We start from the raw sequence: 16507 nt of genomic DNA, 5'->3' as shown, positions 1-16507 counted from the left end.
GCCGGGCCGGAAGCCGTTTCCATCGTTCCGAGAGGTTGTTCGTGTCGGCCAGCACATCCCGTACGCTCCCGCCGGAGATCGCCGAGTCCGAGTCTGTGATGGCGCTCATCGAGCGGGGAAAGGCTGATGGGCAGATCGCCGGCGATGACGTGCGTCGGGCCTTCGAGGCTGACCAGATTCCGCCAACCCAGTGGAAGAATGTTCTGCGCAGCCTCAACCAGATCCTCGAGGAAGAGGGTGTGACGCTGATGGTCAGTGCCGCGGAGCCGTCCAAACGTGCCCGCAAGAGCGTCGCTGCAAAGAGCCCGGTCAAGCGCACCGCCACCAAGACTGTCGCGGCCAAGACAACCGTGACCAGGACGGTCGCGGCCACTGCCGCCACATCGGCAGAGACCGTGGACGTGGTGGCTGACGACGCTGCCACGGCCGGCCCTGCGAAGAAGGCAGCAGCCAAGAAGACGGCTGCCAAGAAGACCGCCGTGAAGAAGACGGCGGCCAAGAAGACAGCAACGAAGAAGTCCGGAAAGCAGGACGACGAGCTCCTCGACGGCGACGAGGCGGTCGAGGAAGTAAAGGCCGGCAAGGGCGAGGAAGAGGAGGGCGAGGGCGAGAACAAGGGCTTCGTCCTCTCCGACGACGACGAGGACGACGCACCTGCGCAGCAGGTCGCCGTCGCCGGCGCCACCGCCGACCCGGTCAAGGACTACCTGAAGCAGATCGGCAAGGTTCCCCTCCTCAACGCCGAGCAGGAGGTCGAGCTCGCCAAGCGCATCGAGGCGGGCCTGTTCGCCGAGGACAAGCTGGCGAACTCCGACAAGCTCGCTCCGAAGCTCAAGCGCGAGCTGGAGATCATCGCCGAGGACGGCCGCCGCGCCAAGAACCACCTGCTGGAGGCCAACCTCCGTCTCGTGGTGTCGCTGGCCAAGCGCTACACCGGTCGCGGCATGCTCTTCCTGGACCTCATCCAGGAAGGCAACCTCGGTCTGATTCGCGCGGTCGAGAAGTTCGACTACACCAAGGGCTACAAGTTCTCCACGTACGCCACCTGGTGGATTCGTCAGGCGATCACCCGCGCCATGGCCGACCAGGCCCGCACCATCCGTATCCCGGTGCACATGGTCGAGGTCATCAACAAGCTCGCCCGTGTGCAGCGTCAGATGCTCCAGGACCTGGGCCGTGAGCCCACGCCGGAGGAGCTGGCCAAGGAACTCGACATGACCCCCGAGAAGGTCATCGAGGTCCAGAAGTACGGTCGTGAGCCGATCTCCCTCCACACCCCGCTGGGTGAGGACGGGGACAGCGAGTTCGGTGACCTGATCGAGGACTCCGAGGCGGTCGTCCCGGCCGACGCGGTCAGCTTCACGCTCCTCCAGGAGCAGCTGCACTCGGTGCTCGACACGCTCTCCGAGCGTGAGGCCGGTGTGGTCTCGATGCGCTTCGGCCTCACCGACGGCCAGCCGAAGACCCTGGACGAGATCGGCAAGGTCTACGGCGTGACGCGTGAGCGCATCCGTCAGATCGAGTCGAAGACCATGTCGAAGCTGCGCCACCCGTCGCGTTCGCAGGTGCTGCGCGACTACCTCGACTAGGTCGCAGGAGTAAATGGACCGAGGGCCCGGATCCCCATGGGGGAGCCGGGCCCTCGGCCTATCAGCGCGTGCGGTCGACGACGGGCGGGATGACTCTGGGTGGTAATGGTTCACCACAGAGTCAGGAGTGCGCATGTTCCGTACCGTCTCCCGCGCCTTGACCGGGGCGTTCGCCCTGGTCGCCGCAGCAGCCCTGATACCGCTCGGATCTCCCGCCCGGGCGGCCGAGGACGGCATTGTCATCGGTGGTCAGCCCGCACACGTCAAGGACAGCCCCTGGGTTGTGGCACTGTCCAGCCCTGACCGGTTCGGAGAAGCGCGCGCCGGCCAGTTCTGTGGCGGCGTCGTGGTGGCGCCGAAGAAGGTGCTGACCGCTGCGCACTGCCTGAGCCGCGAGGCGCTCGGCGCCGATATCGGCAGCGTGCGCGATCTGCGGGTCATCGCGGGCCGCGACATCCTGCGCGCGACCGGGGGCCAGGAGGTACCCGTACGGGAGGCGTGGACCAACCCGGGATTCAACCCCACCACGAACGCGGGGGACCTGGCCGTGCTCACTCTCGCCGACGCGCTCCCCGAGAAGAGCGTGATCCCGATGGCCGAATCCGGTGACGCGGCGTACGCACCGGGCACCGAGGCGGCCGTCTACGGATGGGGTGACACAACGGGCAACAGCGACTACGCGTCGTCACTGCGGTCCGCGAAAGTGAGCGTTCTGCCCGACGCCGCGTGCGCGCAGGCCTACCAGGGCGGCAGAAACGGTACGTACGACGCCTCAGCGATGCTCTGCGCGGGCGAACTGCTGGGCGGGCACGACGCCTGCCAGGGCGACAGCGGCGGGCCGCTGGTGGCCCGTGGGCGGCTCATCGGTCTGGTGTCGTGGGGGAACGGCTGTGCCCGGGCGGGGAGTCCCGGCGTGTACACGCGGATCTCCGCTGCGATCGGCTGGATGCCGTAAGGCAGCTGAACAGCATCACAGCGTAGGTACGAGAACGGGCGGCCCCCTTCGGGGGGCCGCCCGTCGGCCGGTCCGGGACCTGGCCCTTGCTCGTCGTGGATGCGAGGTGTCAGTGTTGTTCCTCTTCGGCGGCTTGGGCCTGCACAGCCGTGAGCCGGTCCGTCTCATCCTGTATTTCCGCGGCGATCTTCTTGAGTTCCGGCTCGAACTTGCGACCGTGGTGGGCACAGAAGAGCAGTTCACCGCCGCTGATCAGGACGACGCGCAGATATGCCTGGGCGCCGCAACGGTCGCAGCGGTCTGCTGCGGTCAGCGGGCTCGCGGGGGTCAGAACAGTAGTCACGTCGCCTCTTCTCTAGCTCGACGAGCTGTCGTACCAGGGTCAACATCCAACCAGGCCGAAAACGTTCCCGCTCGTGGCTTTTCTTCGAAACTTCTTCTCGAGATGGCTGTCTGTTGCCGGTTGGCGGCGAATGTGCCGTATTGCGTAGCGCTACGGTTTCGCATTGCTTGTCTTGGTGGGATCCTCCCGGCTGGCTTGCCGGTTTGTTCATGAGGACGTGCCCGGAGCCTAAATGGTTCATGCCTGGAAGGGAACGTGATGTTCGCGTCACTCCTACGAGGGATCGAACATGCATGCGAGGCTGGACTAGTGTGAGGGTTGTCGAAGGGTGGCGTTACAACCGCTCTACCAGGCCTCGGTACCCTCTCAGCGGCGACCGAAGCCGAGCCCGTTACCCACTGGGCCCCAAATGAAATTCAGCGAGGAGCGAACCGCGTGACCGCCGATACGTCCGTGCCGTCCACTGCGCTGCTGACCGGAGCAGACCGAGACGGTTCCAACTACACCGCGCGGCATCTGCTCGTACTCGAGGGGCTCGAAGCCGTTCGCAAGCGCCCTGGGATGTACATCGGGTCCACCGACAGCCGCGGACTCATGCACTGCCTCTGGGAGATCATCGACAACTCCGTCGACGAGGCCCTGGGCGGATACTGCGATCACATCGAGGTCATCCTCCACGACGACAATTCCGTGGAGGTCCGGGACAACGGGCGGGGCATCCCCGTCGACGTCGAGCCCAAGACGGGCCTGTCCGGCGTCGAGGTCGTGATGACCAAGCTGCACGCCGGCGGAAAGTTCGGCGGCGGCTCGTACGCCGCGTCGGGCGGCCTGCACGGCGTCGGTGCCTCCGTCGTCAACGCGCTCTCCGCCCGGCTCGACGTCGAGGTCGACCGCAGCAGCGCGACGCATTCGATCAGTTTCCGGCGCGGAGTCCCGGGGATCTTCACCGAGCAGGGGCCGGACAGCCCGTTCGACCCGGCCAACGGCCTGCTCAAGGGCAAGCGGGTGCCGAAGGCGCGCACCGGTACCAGGGTGCGTTACTGGGCGGACCGGCAGATCTTCCTCAAGGACGCCAAGCTCAATCTGGAGACGCTCCACCAGCGGGCGCGGCAGACGGCCTTCCTCGTTCCGGGCCTCACGATCGTCGTCCGTGACGAACGCGGGCTCGACGGCGAGGGCAAGACCGAGGAGACCTTCCGCTTCGACGGCGGAATCAGCGAATTCTGCGAGTACCTCGCTCAGGACAAGGCGGTCTGCGACGTCCTGCGCCTGACCGGGCAGGGCACCTTCAAGGAGACCGTGCCGGTCCTGGACGAGCGCGGTCACATGACGGCGACCGAGGTCACGCGTGAGCTCGCGGTCGACATCGCCCTGCGCTGGGGCACCGGGTACGACACCAACCTCAAGTCCTTCGTCAACATCATCGCCACCCCCAAGGGCGGCACCCATGTGACCGGGTTCGAGCGCTCCGTGACCAAGACGGTCAACGAGGCGCTGCGCTCCGCCAAGCTGCTCCGCGTCGCCGAGGACGACATCGTCAAGGACGACGCGCTGGAGGGCCTCACCGCGGTGGTCACCGTGCGGTTGGCCGAGCCGCAGTTCGAGGGCCAGACCAAGGAGGTGCTCGGCACCTCGGCGGCCAACCGAATCGTCGCCAACGTCGTGGCCAAGGAACTCAAGGCGTTCCTGACCTCGACGAAGCGCGACGCGAAGGCCCAGGCCAGGGCGGTCTTGGACAAGGCCGTCGCGGCCGCGCGGACCCGCATCGCGGCCCGCCAGCACAAGGACGCGCAGCGTCGCAAGACGGCGCTGGAGTCCTCCTCGCTGCCGGCGAAGCTCGCCGACTGCCGCAGCGACGACGTGGACCGCAGTGAGCTCTTCATCGTCGAGGGCGACTCCGCGCTCGGTACGGCGAAGCTCGCCCGGAACAGCGAGTTCCAGGCGCTGCTGCCGATCCGGGGCAAGATCCTCAATGTCCAGAAGGCCTCCGTCTCGGACATGCTGAAGAACGCCGAGTGCGGTGCGATCATCCAGGTCATAGGAGCCGGGTCCGGACGGACCTTCGACATCGACGCCGCTCGCTACGGGAAGATCGTCCTGCTGGTGGACGCCGATGTCGACGGCGCGCACATCCGGGTCCTGCTGCTGACGCTCTTCCAGCGGTACATGCGGCCCATGGTCGAGGCCGGACGGGTCTTCGCCGCGGTGCCCCCGCTCCACCGGATCGAGCTGGTCCAGCCGAAGAAGGGTCAGGACAAGTACATCTACACGTACTCGGACAACGAGCTGCGCCAGCGGCTGCTGGAGCTCCAGCGGAAGAACGTCCGGTACAAGGACTCGATCCAGCGCTACAAGGGCCTGGGCGAGATGGATGCCGACCAGTTGGCGGAGACCACGATGGATCCGCGCCACCGCACCCTGCGGAGGATCAACATCGGCGACCTGGAAGCGTCCGAGCAGGTCTTCGATCTGCTGATGGGCAATGAGGTGGCGCCGCGCAAGGAGTTCATCACCAGCTCCGCCGCCACCCTGGACCGCTCGCGCATCGACGTCTGAGCGACGCCGTCTCCACCCGCGGGTGGAGACGGCGCCTCCACCCGTGATCAACCCCTGAGCCGATGCTCTGGCCCGGCCGCTTCCGTAGCGTCGAAGGCGTTCAACCTTCCCGCACATCGGAGGCAGCCATGTCAGGGCTCGTCAACATCCTGGTGATCGGCGCAGTGATCGCTGTCGTCGTCGTTCGCCAGTGCTCGGCACGGCAGCTCTCGGACGACAGGCGCTGGTGGATCGCGCCGGGCGTTCTTCTCGTGCTGTCGCTGCGCGAGCCCGGACTGGTGGATCCGCGTCACGCGGCGCTGTCCACGACGATCCTGGGCGCGGAGTTGGCGGTGGGGCTCGTGACAGGCGCCGGCTGGGCCTGGACCACCCGGTTGTGGCGCGAGGCGGACGGCTCGCTGTGGAGCAAGGGCACCAAGGTCACCGCCTTCGTCTGGACAGGGGGACTGGCGCTGCGGGCGGCCCTCTACGGGGCTGCCGCACTGATGGGCATACACCAGGGCACCGCGGCCCTGCTGTCGGCCCTCGCGGTGACGTTGGCGGTGCGCGGCGGTGTGCTGATGTGGCGGGCCGGGCAGATGCGTCCGGCGTACGGCGGCGTCGCCGACGGGATGATGTCGCGGCCGGTGTGGAAGGACCGCGTGTGACGCGCACGACCTGGACCAGCTGGCCGTCCGTGGAGGCTCTCTCGGGGACGAGCAGCACCCGTCCGCGAAAGGCGATCACCTGGTCCGTCCGGGTGGGGCTGCTCACCGCGATGCTCTGGGGCACATTCAGCGGCGGGCAGTTCGGGCCCTGGGAGATCGTGCTCGGTCTGGTGGGCGTACTGGGCTGTGCGCTCGCCTCATGGGCGTTCTTCCGGACCAGCCTGGAACACCGGCTGTGGCCGTCGCTCGGACTGCTGGCGCTGTTGATGCTGGCGGCATTCGGGGCGCAACAGGCCGGTGCCAGTGTGCCCGCGGTGATCCTGTGGTGCGGCTGCGCGGTCGCCGCACTGGAGCGGTTGCCGCTCACGGCGGGCCTCCCGGCCACGGCCGTCGCACTCGGCGCGTACGCCGCCGTCAACACCGATGGCTGGCTTTCCACCGCCATGTCCACAGTGGGTCTCTCGCTGGCGGGCTACGTGCTCCGGCTGGATGCCGAGGCGCGGGGCAGTGCCCAGCGGCTCCTTGTGCAGGAGCGTGCGGCCCGCGCGGCGGAGGCCGAGACGGCCGCGCTGGACGAGCGGGCCAGGATCGCGCGGGAGATACACGATGTGCTCGCCCACAGCCTCTCCGCGCAGCTGGTGCATCTGGAAGCGGCGCGGCTGCTGATCGAGCGGGAGCCCGCGGGGGAGTTCCGGGACCGAGTGCTGGAACGGGTCGTGGCCGCGCGCTCCATGGCGCGTGAGGGGCTCGTGGAGACCCGCCAGGCGCTCTCCGCACTCCGGGGGGAGGTCTCTCCCGTGGAGGACTTCCTGCGGCAGTTGGTGGCCGCGGATCCGGCCCAGGTCAGTGTGGCGGGTGAGCAGCGGACGCTGACCGCCGAGGCGTCGCAGACGGTCCGGAGGGTGGCGCAGGAGGCCCTGACCAATGTGCGCAAGCACGCACCGGGGGCCAGGGTTCTCGTGCTGCTGGAGTATCTGCCGGGCGAAGTCGCCCTGGAGGTCAGGGATTCGGGTGGACGAAGACCCGAGGGAGAGCTGTCCGGCAGTGGCTCCGGATACGGTCTGCTCGGGATGAGGGAACGGGCCGAGCTGATGGGCGGGACGCTGGAGGCCGGCCCCGGTGAGGAGGGTTTCGTGGTGAGTCTGCGGGTGCCGGCGTGAACGCGCGGGTCGTGGTCGCCGACGACCAGTCGGTAGTGCGTGAAGGGATCGTGATGCTGCTGGGGCTGCTGCCCGGAATCGAGGTGGTCGGATCGGCGAAGGACGGCGAGGAGGCCGTGGCGCTCGTGGCCGAACTGGCCCCCGATGTCGTGCTGATGGATCTGCGGATGCCCCGGTGCGACGGGGCGGAGGCGACGCGGCGGATCCGCAGGGACCATCCAGGGACGCAGGTGGTGGTGCTCACGACATTCGCGGACGACGACTCGCTCTTCCCCGCGCTGCGGGCCGGAGCCCGCGGCTATCTCACCAAGGATGCAGGGGGCGAAGAGATCGTGCGGGCCATTCAGGCTGTGCTGTCCGGCGAGGCCGGACTCTCGCCGAGCGTGCAGCGCCGGCTGCTGGAGCGCGTGACCACGGGCCCGCCGCTGCCCCCGACGGCCCCCGAGCCACAGTTGCCCGACGGACTGACGCCACGTGAGCTGGAAGTGCTGGTGCTGATCGCGGAGGGCCTGTCCAATCTGGAGATCGCCCGCAGACTGCATATTTCGCAGGCCACCGTGAAAAGCCACATCAACAACCTCTTCGCCAAAGCCGGAGTGCGTGACCGGGCACAGGCCGTCCGCTATGCGTACGTTCGGGGTCTCGCACAGCCGCCCGGATGAACCGTCACCTGAAGAGGTGAAGACCGGCGAATGAAGTGCCCGGGATCTTCCCGATCTGCCCATTCTTGGGTACACGGCCGAAGTGGTCCGTGGACAAGGGGAGTTGTTCCGTGGAGAAGGAAGCAGGGCGTGAGGCCGCAGCGATGCGACTCGACGACCCGTGGTACGACGCGCTGGCCTCCGGATGGGGCGAGCTGGACGGTACGGGGAGTTTCGCTCCCGCCGGACCACCCGGGACCGCGGACCCGCGGCGCGGCCACAGTGCGGCCGACATCTATCTGGAGGTGCAGCGCAGCGCGGCATTCCAGGAAGTGCGCCGCCGGTACCGGCGGTTCGTCATTCCCGCCACCCTCGCCTTCCTCGCCTGGTACCTCGTCTATGTCGTCGCCGCGATCACCGCGCCCGGACTGATGGCCCGCCCGGTGGCGGGGGCGGTCAATGTCGCGATGGTCGCGGGGCTCGGGCAGTTCCTCACGACTTTCCTCGTCACCGGGGCGTACGCGCGCCACGCACGGCTGCGCAGGGACCGGGCCGCACTCGATCTGCGTTGGGAGACACAGGAGATGACGCGGGGGGTCGGGCGTTGAGCGGCAACCACCAGACGCTGGCGCTCCTGCTGTTCAGCGCCTTCATCGCAGTGACGCTCGCCATCACCACCCGGGTGAGCCGTAACCGCCATGGCTCGGCGGAGGAGTTCTACGCAGGCGGCCGCCTGTTCTCCCCCATGGAGAACGGTTTCGCCATCGCGGGTGACTACATGTCGGCCGCATCGTTCCTCGGTATCTCCGGTCTGATCGCCCTCTTCGGCTATGACGGCATGCTCTATTCGGTCGGCTTCCTCGTCGCCTGGCTCGTCGTCCTGCTGCTGGTCGCCGAACTGGTTCGCAACTGCGGCCGGTTCACGCTCGCCGACGTGGTGGCGGCGCGGATGGCGGAGCGCCCGGTCCGGATCGCGGCGGGCACCTCGTCCGTCACCGTCTCCGTGCTCTATCTGGTGGCACAGATGGTGGGTGCGGGCAGCCTGGTCGCTCTGCTTCTCGGCGGTACGAGCGGCGCCGCCCGCTCCTGGACCGTCATCGGTGTCGGGGCGCTCATGATCATCTATGTATCGCTCGGCGGGATGCGCGCCACCACCTGGATCCAGATCGTCAAGGCCGTTCTGCTCATGGGGGGAGCGGTCGTGCTCACTGTTCTCGTCCTGCTCCGCTTCCACGGCGACTTCAACGCCCTGCTCAACTCCGCCGCCGATCGGAGCGGACACGGAAGCCGCTTCCTCGCGCCAGGTCTCCGGTACGGCGGAACGTGGACCGCGCGCATCGACTTCATCAGCCTGGGGCTGGCCCTGGTACTGGGTACCGCCGGGCTGCCGCACATCCTGTCGCGCTTCTACACCGTACCGACCGCCCGTGCGGCCCGCCGTTCGGTCGTCTGGTCGATCGGACTCATCGGCAGCTTCTATCTGATGACGATCGCGCTCGGATTCGGGGCAGCCGCTCTGGTCGGCTCGGCCGATGTGCGGGCGTCCAACGCCGCGGGCAACACCGCGATTCCGCTGCTGGCCATGGAGCTCGGCGGTGGTGAGGGGTCCACCGGGGGCGCGATCCTGTTCGCCGTGGTCGCCGCAGTCGCCTTCGCGACCATTCTCGCGGTCGTCGCGGGGATCACCCTCGCCTCGTCCGCCTCCGTGGCCCATGACCTCTACGCCTCGCTCAGGCGCCCGGACTCCAAGCAGTACAGCGAGGTCGCCGTGGCCAGGGTGGCCGCGGCCGCGATCGGGGTGGCAGCCATCGGGCTCGGTCTGGTCGCCCAGGACCTGAATGTGGCGTTCCTGGTGGGGCTCGCCTTCGCCGTCGCCGCCTCGGCCAACCTTCCGGTGCTCCTGTACTCCCTGTTCTGGCGGAACTTCACCACCCGGGGCGCGGTCTGGTCCGTCTACGGCGGGCTGATCCCCGCCGTGCTGCTCGTGCTGCTCTCCCCGGTTGTCTCCGGCAGCCCCACCTCGCTCTTCCCCGGCGTCGACTTCCAGCTTTTCCCGCTGGAGAACCCCGGGCTGGTCTCCATCCCCCTGGGCTTCCTGGCCGGCTGGGTCGGAACGGTCACCTCGACCGATCCGCCCGACGAAGCCAAGCACGCGGAGACCGAGGTCCGCGCACTGACCGGGGCAGGTGCGGTATAGCCCCACGCCACCGCACCACACCGCACCATACGGACGGGTCCGGAGAAGCGGTCAGGCCTGTGTGCCGGTGGACCAGGTGTAGCGGTGTTCCGGGCGGCCCGTCTCGCCGTACCGCAGCGTCAGTCGCACCCTGCCGGTTCGTTCCAGCAGCTTCAGATAGCGCTGGGCGGTCTGTCTGCTCATGCCGGCGCTCTCCGCGATCTCCTGCGCGGAGAGCGGCCCGTCCGCGGTCCGGAGCGCCTGCCTGACCAGTTCCGCCGTGGTCGGCGAGTGCCCCTTGGGCAGATCGGGCTCGCCGGCCGCCCACAGGGCGCCGAAGAGCCGGTCCACCTCACCCTGCTCGGCCTCGCCACCGCGTTCCAGCGTGTGGCGCAGCGCCGCGTACGCCTCCAGCTTGGTGCGCAGCCCCGAGTACGCGAACGGCTTCACCAGGTACTGAAGGGCGCCGTGTCGCATGGCCTCCTGCACAGTGGCGACATCGCGCGCCGCCGTCACCATGATCACGTCGGTGTGGTGGCCGAGCCTGCGCAGCTCCCGCACCATGGCCAGGCCGTTGCGGTCGGGCATGTAGTGGTCCAGCAGCACCAGGTCCACGCGCCGGCTCTCGATCGTGGCGAGGGCTTCGGCGGCGGAGTGCGCCTGGGCGGTCACCCGGAATCCCGGCACCCTGGAGACATAGGCCGCATTGACCTTCGCGACCCGGATGTCGTCGTCCACGACCAGGACTTCGATCACTGTGTTTCTCCCGTGATGCCGGTATTCGATGCGGTCATTTCCGGTCCGGCAGTCCCTGGTTCGGTCGTTGACGGTCCAGTCACGTCGGATTCAGGCACTTCTGCTTCCGTCAGGTCCGCTTCCGCCAGGCCCGGTTCCGTCAGGTCCGTGTCGGCAAGGGCCTCCGGCAGCACGACGGTGAACTCGGCGCCGCCGTCCGCGGCTCCGTCGACGGTGACGCTGCCACCCTGCCGTTCCGCCAGCCGCCGCACCAGGGCGAGGCCCAGGCCGCGCTTGCCGTGCGCCGGGAGTTCCTTCGTCGACCAGCCCTCCGTGAAGATCGATTCGCGTTGTTCGGGCGGAACCCCGGGGCCGCTGTCGCGGACTCGCAGCACCACCGTACGACCCTCGGCGCGCAGGCCCACTTCGACCAGAGCGCCGTCCGCTCCGGCCGCCGCGTCCAGTGCGTTGTCCACGAGGTTGCCGACGACCGTGACCAGCCCGCGAGGGTCCACCAGCCGGTCCGGGAGCAGCGTCCCCGGGGCCATGCGCAGGGCGACACCGCGCTCCGCCGCCACGGTCGCCTTGCCGACCAGGAGTGCGGCCAGCAGCGGATCGTGCACCTTCTCGGTGACCTGCTCGGCGGTCGCCCGGTGGACGCCCACGACCTCGGTGACGTACTCCATGGCGTCCTCGTGCATGTCCAGTTCCAGCAGTCCCAGGAGCGTGTGCATCCGGTTCGCGTGCTCGTGGTCCTGGGCCCGCAGCGCGTCGATCAGGCCGCGCGTCGAGTCGAGCTCGCGGCCGAGGCGTTCGAGTTCGGTGCGGTCGCGGAGGGTGGCGACGGCACCGCCGTCGTCCGTCGGCATCCGGTTGGCGAGCAGAACCCGGTTGCCCTGCACCGTCAGCAGATCGTCGCCGAGCACCCGGCCCGCCAGCACATCGGCCGTCCGTCCCGCGCCGAGCACGCTGTCCAGCGGGCGGCCCGCCGCGTCGGGGCCGAGCCCGAGCAGCCGTTGCGCCTCGTCGTTCAGCAGCCGTATCCGGCCCGTCCGGTCGAGCGCGACGACTCCTTCCCTGATCCCGTGCAGCATCGCCTCGCGCTCGGTCAGCAGCGCGGAGATGTCGGAGAACGCCAGGTCATGGGTCTGCCGCTGGAGACGCCGGGAGATCAGATAGGCGGCCAGTGCCCCGACGGCGAGCGCACCGCCCGCGTAGGCGAACAGCCCGGGGATCGCGGCGAGGAGCCGGGCGCGGACACTGTCGTACGCGATACCGACGGAGACGGCGCCCACGATGTGCTGCGCCTCATCGCGCAGCGGCACCTTCCCGCGGGCCGAGCGGCCGAGCGTCCCGCTGTCGATCTCCATGACGTTCCGGCCCGCGAGCGCGTCGCTCGGGTCGGTGGAGACCACCTTGCCGACCTCGTCGGCGTCGGTGTGCGACCAGCGCACCCCGCGCCGGTCCATGACGACGACGTACTCGGCGCCGGTGGCGCGCCTGACCCGCTCGGCCGCGGACTGCACGGGTCCGGTGGGGGACGGGTCCGTGGCGAGCAGCGAATCGGTGATCTGCGGCTGGGCCGCCGTGCTCTGCGCGATGGCCAGGGCACGGCGCATCGCCTGGTCGTCGAGCTGGGCGCTGAGGGGCGCCAGGAAGAGGCCGGTGGCGAGCACGGTGACGCCGGTGGCGATGGCCAGTTGCATCAGCAGGACCTGGGAGAAGACCCGCTGCGGCCAGCCGAGCCGGCGTGCTCTCCTGGCGGTGGGCGGTGGGGCGCTCATCGTATGAACGGTAAAGGGCATTCCGGTGCTTTCTGAAATTCCCCTCGTAATGCGTCGACTTCCGGCGCTCCACATCCCTGCGGCCTCCGGTGCCCGCCGACGACTCGGTCCCCATGAACCGCACCGGGCCGGCCATCGCGACTGCGCCTCGTGCGAGCCGTCTATTGCGGTGGTTCACCCGTGGCGGTGGGCAGCGGCTGAGGCGGACGGGGGCCGCCGTACTGGCCGCTGGGCCGCATCCGCAGGGGCCGTTCTCCGTACTCCTCCAGGGCATGGGCGATCCAGCCGGCCGTGCGGGACACCGCGAACACCGTCTCGCCGGCCTCGGCGGACATGCCGCAGGAGACCGAGAGCACGGCGAGCGCCAGGTCGACATTGGCGTGCAGGGGAGCGTGCCGGGCCGTCGTGGCGACCACGTCGCGCGCCGCGGCGAGCGCCCCGGCCGCCTGCGGCACCTCCGCGAGCAGGGTGAACAGCGCACGCGCCCGAGGATCCTCCGCGGTGTAGAGACGGTGGCCGAGTCCGGGCACTCTGCGTCCGGTACGGAGATGGTCCGCGACCACCGGGACCGCGCTGCCCCGCTCCAGGACCTCGGTCAGCATCCGGTGCGCCAGCCCGCTCGCCGCTCCGTGCAGCGGGCCCTCCAGGACTCCGAGACCCGCGGAGACCACCGCGTACGGATGGGCGCGGGCGGATGCGGCGACCCTGGCGGCCAGTGTCGAAGCCGCGAGATCGTGGTCGATCAGGAGGACGAGGGCGGTGTCCAGTGCGGCGAGAAACGGTTCGTCGGCCGGCCAGGCGGTGAGCTTCGGCCACAGCTGCCGGGCCAGTCCGGCGCCGTTCGCCGCCGCCCGTCCCTCGGTTTCCCCGGCCGCCGGCGGTGCGGTTCCGACCATGGGCAGTGCACCGACCAGGGTCGGAACAAGGTTCCGCGCGCCGGCGAGCACCGCCTCGCGCGAGAGGTCGAAACGGAGCGGATCGGCCGTCGCCGCGGCGGCCACCGCCACCCGCAACCGGTCCGTCGACCCGCTGTGCGCGGGCAGCGCGTCGACCGCCCGGCGCGCCGCGGACAGCGCCTCGGCCGGTGCCGTGAAGCGGACACCGGGCCGCAGCTCGCCGGTCCAGAGCCACTCGGCGACCTCCTCGTAGGCGTACTGCCGGGCCAGCTCGGTCGCGTCGACACCACGGAAGTAATAGTGGTCGTCCTCGATCAGCGTGATGCCGGTACGGAAGACCAGGTCACCGGCGGCGGGGGAGGGAGTCCTGCGGCCCGTGCTGTGGGCCAGCGCATCGACCTCCGCGGCGTCGAAGGTGCTGCCCCGTCCGCCCGGAGCGCGCCTGCTGCTCAGCTGGCCCCGGCTGACGTACGCGTACACCGTCTCGGGCTTCACCCCGAGCCGCTCGGCCGTCTCCCGGGTGCTGAGCCGTCGCGGAGCCGTCGCCTCCGGACCGTTGCCGGGTGTTGCTTGATCCTTCATGTCGCAACCGTATCCATGTTGATTGAATCAATGTTGACAGGATTCAAGTCAATCATGGAAGGTCGAAATCAATATTAATGAGACCCGCAGGGACGCTCACGGAGGAAGAGATGCCGACCATGACCAGCGGAACCCCGCTCGATGTACCCCGAGGACTCGCAGGTGTCGTCGTCACCGACACGGCCCTCGGCGATGTCCGAGGACGCGAGGGCTTCTACCACTACCGGCAGTACTCGGCCATCGAACTGGCACAGACCCGCAGCTTCGAGGACGTCTGGTACCTGATGTTCGAGGGCACGCTGCCCGACGCCGCGGCCCGTGCCCAATTCGCCGCCCGTACCGCCGCTCTGCGCCGGCTGCCCGCCGAGGTGCACGAGGCGCTGCCCGCCATCGCGCGCGCGGGTGCCGTCTCCGGGCCCCTGGCCGGTCTGCGTACCGCCCTCTCGCTGCTCGGAGCCTCGGCCGGCTTCCGGCCGGTGTACGACATCGACGCCGACCGGCGCCGCGCCGACGCACTGACTGCCTGCGCCGCCGTCCCCACCGTGCTCACCGCCCTGCACCGGCTCGGCCATGGCCTCGAACCGGTCGAGCCGCGCGACGACCTGCCCCATGCGGCCAATTACCTCTACATGCTGACCGGCTCCGTGCCCGACCCCGCACGCGTCAGGGCCGTGGAGCAGTACCTGATCTCCACCATCGACCACGGTTTCAACGCCTCGACGTTCACCGGCCGCGTCGTCGCCTCCACCGGCGCCGACGTGGCGGCCTGCCTGGTGGCGGCCGTCGGCGCGCTCTCCGGACCGCTGCACGGCGGAGCACCCAGCCGGGCACTCGACACCCTGGACGCCATCGGCACCCCCGACCGCATCGACGGCTGGATCCGCGAACGGGTACTCGCGGGCGAGCGGATCATGGGCTTCGGACACCCCGTCTACCGCACCGAGGACCCCCGCTCACGGATGCTGCGGGGCATCGCCCAGGGCTTCGGCGGCCCGCTCGTCGACCTCGCCGTCGAGGTCGAGCACCAGGTCGAGGCGATCCTCGCCGAGCTCAAGCCGGGCCGGGAGCTGCACACCAACGTGGAGTTCTACGCCGGAGTCGTCATGGAGCTGTGCGGGCTGCCGCGCGAGATGTTCACGTCGACGTTCTGCGCGGCGAGAGTGGTCGGCTGGAGCGCCAATATCCTGGAGCAGGCGGAGGACTCGAAGATCATCCGCCCGGCGGCCCGCTACGTCGGTACGCCCCCGCCGCAGCCGGTCCCCGTGCCCTGAGGTCCCCGAGAGAGGTCCCCGTTGAACCCGTCGTCCCCGCCCCGCAAGCAGCAGATCCCGGTCATCGTCCTTGCGGGGTTCCTGGGGTCGGGCAAGACGACACTGCTCAACCACCTCCTCCGCAACCGTGCGGGAAACCGGATCGGCGTGATCGTCAACGACTTCGGCGCCATCGAGATCGACGCCATGACGGTCTCGGGCCAGGTCGGCTCCACGGTCTCGCTGGGCAACGGCTGCCTGTGCTGCGCGGTCGACGCCGGCGAACTCGACACCTTCCTGGAGACGCTGACCAGGCCCGCCGCCCGCCTCGACGTGATCGTCATCGAGGCCAGCGGACTGGCCGAGCCGCAGGAACTCGTACGCATGCTCCTGGCCAGCGACAATCCGCGCATCGTGTACGGGGGACTGGTGGAGGTCGTCGACGCCGCCGAGTTCGACGCCACCCGGGACCGTCACCCGGAGATCGACCGCCATCTCGCCGTCGCCGATCTCGTCGTGCTGAACAAGACCGACCGGGTCGGGAGCGAGGAACTGACCCGCATCGGCGATGTCATCGCCGCGGCAGGTGCCACCGCCGGCGGCGCGGCGGCCGTCATCCGTGCCACGTACGGACGCATCGACCCCGAGCTGCTCTTCGACCCGGCACTGCGGCCGGACAGCGAGGAGAAGGCGCGTCAGCTCACCTTCGAGGATCTGCTCCAGGCGGAGTGGAACGGTGCGGAGGGCGAAGCCGGGCACGCGCACCACCTCCACGCCGCGTACGACAGCGTGTCCTTCACCGCGGACGTGCCCATGAACCCCCGCCGGCTGATGGACTTCCTCGACTCCCGGCCGCAGGGCCTCTACCGGATCAAGGGGTTCGTCGACTTCGGCGTGGGCGACCGGGCCAACAAGTACGTCCTGCACGCGGTCGGCAGGTTCCTGCGGTTCGACCCGCAGCCCTGGAAGCACGACGAACCACGCCGCACCCAGCTGGTGCTGATCGGCTCGGGCATCGCCCCTCAGGCCCTGCACAAGGAGCTGGCCGACTGCCGCGAGAGCGCCGCGCCGGGCCCGGACACGACGCAGGACGCCGCACATGAGCGAAGCATGTGGGGCGTCCTGCGGTACGTACAACGGCCCGGCGACGACGCGTAGCGCCGGGCGCCGCCGCCGGGCCGGCCGGCTACACC

The 16507-nt window shown here is 69.4% G+C and carries 14 protein-coding genes; 10 read left to right on the top strand and 4 right to left on the bottom strand.

Annotation, left to right across the window (positions count from 1 at the left end):
• Positions 1-41: 41 nt before the first annotated feature.
• On the top strand, positions 42-1589 hold the full coding sequence (locus tag ABZY11_RS10860) for an RNA polymerase sigma factor (protein ID WP_356478816.1): 1548 nt from the start codon (positions 42-44) through the stop codon (positions 1587-1589).
• A gap of 133 nt (positions 1590-1722) precedes the next feature.
• Positions 1723-2544: a serine protease gene (locus ABZY11_RS10855; RefSeq protein ID WP_356478815.1), complete on the top strand. Its 822-nt coding sequence runs from the start codon at positions 1723-1725 to the stop codon at positions 2542-2544.
• 109 nt (positions 2545-2653) lie between these two features.
• Here the strand turns inward: ABZY11_RS10855 and ABZY11_RS10850 are convergent, their stop codons facing one another.
• Entirely contained in the window at positions 2654-2887 is a 234-nt protein-coding gene (locus ABZY11_RS10850; protein ID WP_024489001.1) for a hypothetical protein, read from the bottom strand.
• A 435-nt stretch (positions 2888-3322) separates the two neighbouring features.
• Between ABZY11_RS10850 and ABZY11_RS10845 the strand changes: the two genes are divergently transcribed.
• The 6 genes from ABZY11_RS10845 (at position 3323) to ABZY11_RS10820 (ending at position 10088) form a co-directional block, all read left to right on the top strand.
• Positions 3323-5443 (top strand): DNA topoisomerase IV subunit B, encoded by a 2121-nt coding sequence (locus ABZY11_RS10845; protein ID WP_317862319.1) that lies wholly within the window; start codon positions 3323-3325, stop codon positions 5441-5443.
• A 128-nt stretch (positions 5444-5571) separates the two neighbouring features.
• A complete protein-coding gene (locus tag ABZY11_RS10840) occupies positions 5572-6090 on the top strand; it encodes a DUF1453 domain-containing protein (protein WP_356478814.1) in 519 nt (172 codons plus the stop codon).
• Positions 6087-7250 carry a histidine kinase gene (locus tag ABZY11_RS10835; RefSeq protein WP_356478813.1) on the top strand — a complete coding sequence of 388 codons (1164 nt, stop codon included), beginning with the start codon at positions 6087-6089 and terminating at the stop codon, positions 7248-7250. The genes ABZY11_RS10840 and ABZY11_RS10835 overlap by 4 nt, the downstream gene beginning before the upstream one ends.
• The gene (locus ABZY11_RS10830) at positions 7247-7912 is read left to right on the top strand and encodes a response regulator transcription factor (protein WP_356478812.1); all 666 of its coding nucleotides are present in this window, start codon (positions 7247-7249) and stop codon (positions 7910-7912) included. Before ABZY11_RS10835 ends, ABZY11_RS10830 begins: the two co-directional genes overlap by 4 nt.
• 143 nt (positions 7913-8055) lie before the next feature.
• The gene (locus ABZY11_RS10825; protein ID WP_356478855.1) at positions 8056-8499 is read left to right on the top strand and encodes a DUF485 domain-containing protein; all 444 of its coding nucleotides are present in this window, start codon (positions 8056-8058) and stop codon (positions 8497-8499) included.
• The gene (locus ABZY11_RS10820) at positions 8496-10088 is read left to right on the top strand and encodes a cation acetate symporter (protein WP_356478811.1); all 1593 of its coding nucleotides are present in this window, start codon (positions 8496-8498) and stop codon (positions 10086-10088) included. The genes ABZY11_RS10825 and ABZY11_RS10820 overlap by 4 nt, the downstream gene beginning before the upstream one ends.
• Positions 10089-10139: 51 nt before the next feature.
• Here ABZY11_RS10820 and ABZY11_RS10815 read toward each other — a convergent pair whose 3' ends face one another.
• The 3 genes from ABZY11_RS10815 to ABZY11_RS10805 form a co-directional block, all read right to left on the bottom strand.
• Complete coding sequence (locus ABZY11_RS10815) at positions 10140-10823, bottom strand: response regulator (protein ID WP_356478810.1); 684 nt, start codon at positions 10821-10823, stop codon at positions 10140-10142.
• A complete protein-coding gene (locus ABZY11_RS10810; protein ID WP_356478809.1) occupies positions 10820-12586 on the bottom strand; it encodes a sensor histidine kinase in 1767 nt (588 codons plus the stop codon). Before ABZY11_RS10810 ends, ABZY11_RS10815 begins: the two co-directional genes overlap by 4 nt.
• 161 nt (positions 12587-12747) lie before the next feature.
• On the bottom strand, positions 12748-14064 hold the full coding sequence (locus tag ABZY11_RS10805; RefSeq protein ID WP_356478808.1) for a citrate synthase: 1317 nt from the start codon (positions 14062-14064) through the stop codon (positions 12748-12750).
• A gap of 119 nt (positions 14065-14183) precedes the next feature.
• Here ABZY11_RS10805 and ABZY11_RS10800 point away from each other — a divergent pair, with 119 nt between their 5' ends.
• Positions 14184-15335, top strand: coding sequence for a citrate synthase/methylcitrate synthase (locus ABZY11_RS10800; protein ID WP_356478854.1), 1152 nt, complete (start codon positions 14184-14186; stop codon positions 15333-15335).
• Between the two features lie 21 nt (positions 15336-15356).
• Positions 15357-16472: a GTP-binding protein gene (locus tag ABZY11_RS10795; protein ID WP_356478807.1), complete on the top strand. Its 1116-nt coding sequence runs from the start codon at positions 15357-15359 to the stop codon at positions 16470-16472.
• The last annotated feature ends 35 nt before the right edge of the window (positions 16473-16507 follow it).

The sequence above is a fragment of the Streptomyces sp. NPDC006510 genome (assembly GCF_040611955.1).
Lineage (GTDB): Bacteria > Actinomycetota > Actinomycetes > Streptomycetales > Streptomycetaceae > Streptomyces.
The sequence above is the reverse complement of the archived record's forward strand: the minus strand, read 5'-3'. Positions and strand labels throughout refer to the sequence as shown.

What these genes read in the sequence shown, in the direction of transcription:
- ABZY11_RS10810 (WP_356478809.1), bottom strand. Translation starts at nt 12,586, where the DNA reads ATGAGCGCCCCACCGCCCACCGCCAGGAGAGCACGCCGGCTCGGCTGG.
- ABZY11_RS10800 (WP_356478854.1), top strand. Translation starts at nt 14,184, where the DNA reads ATGACCAGCGGAACCCCGCTCGATGTACCCCGAGGACTCGCAGGTGTC.
- ABZY11_RS10805 (WP_356478808.1), bottom strand. Translation starts at nt 14,064, where the DNA reads ATGAAGGATCAAGCAACACCCGGCAACGGTCCGGAGGCGACGGCTCCG.
- ABZY11_RS10825 (WP_356478855.1), top strand. Translation starts at nt 8,056, where the DNA reads ATGCGACTCGACGACCCGTGGTACGACGCGCTGGCCTCCGGATGGGGC.
- ABZY11_RS10840 (WP_356478814.1), top strand. Translation starts at nt 5,572, where the DNA reads ATGTCAGGGCTCGTCAACATCCTGGTGATCGGCGCAGTGATCGCTGTC.
- ABZY11_RS10855 (WP_356478815.1), top strand. Translation starts at nt 1,723, where the DNA reads ATGTTCCGTACCGTCTCCCGCGCCTTGACCGGGGCGTTCGCCCTGGTC.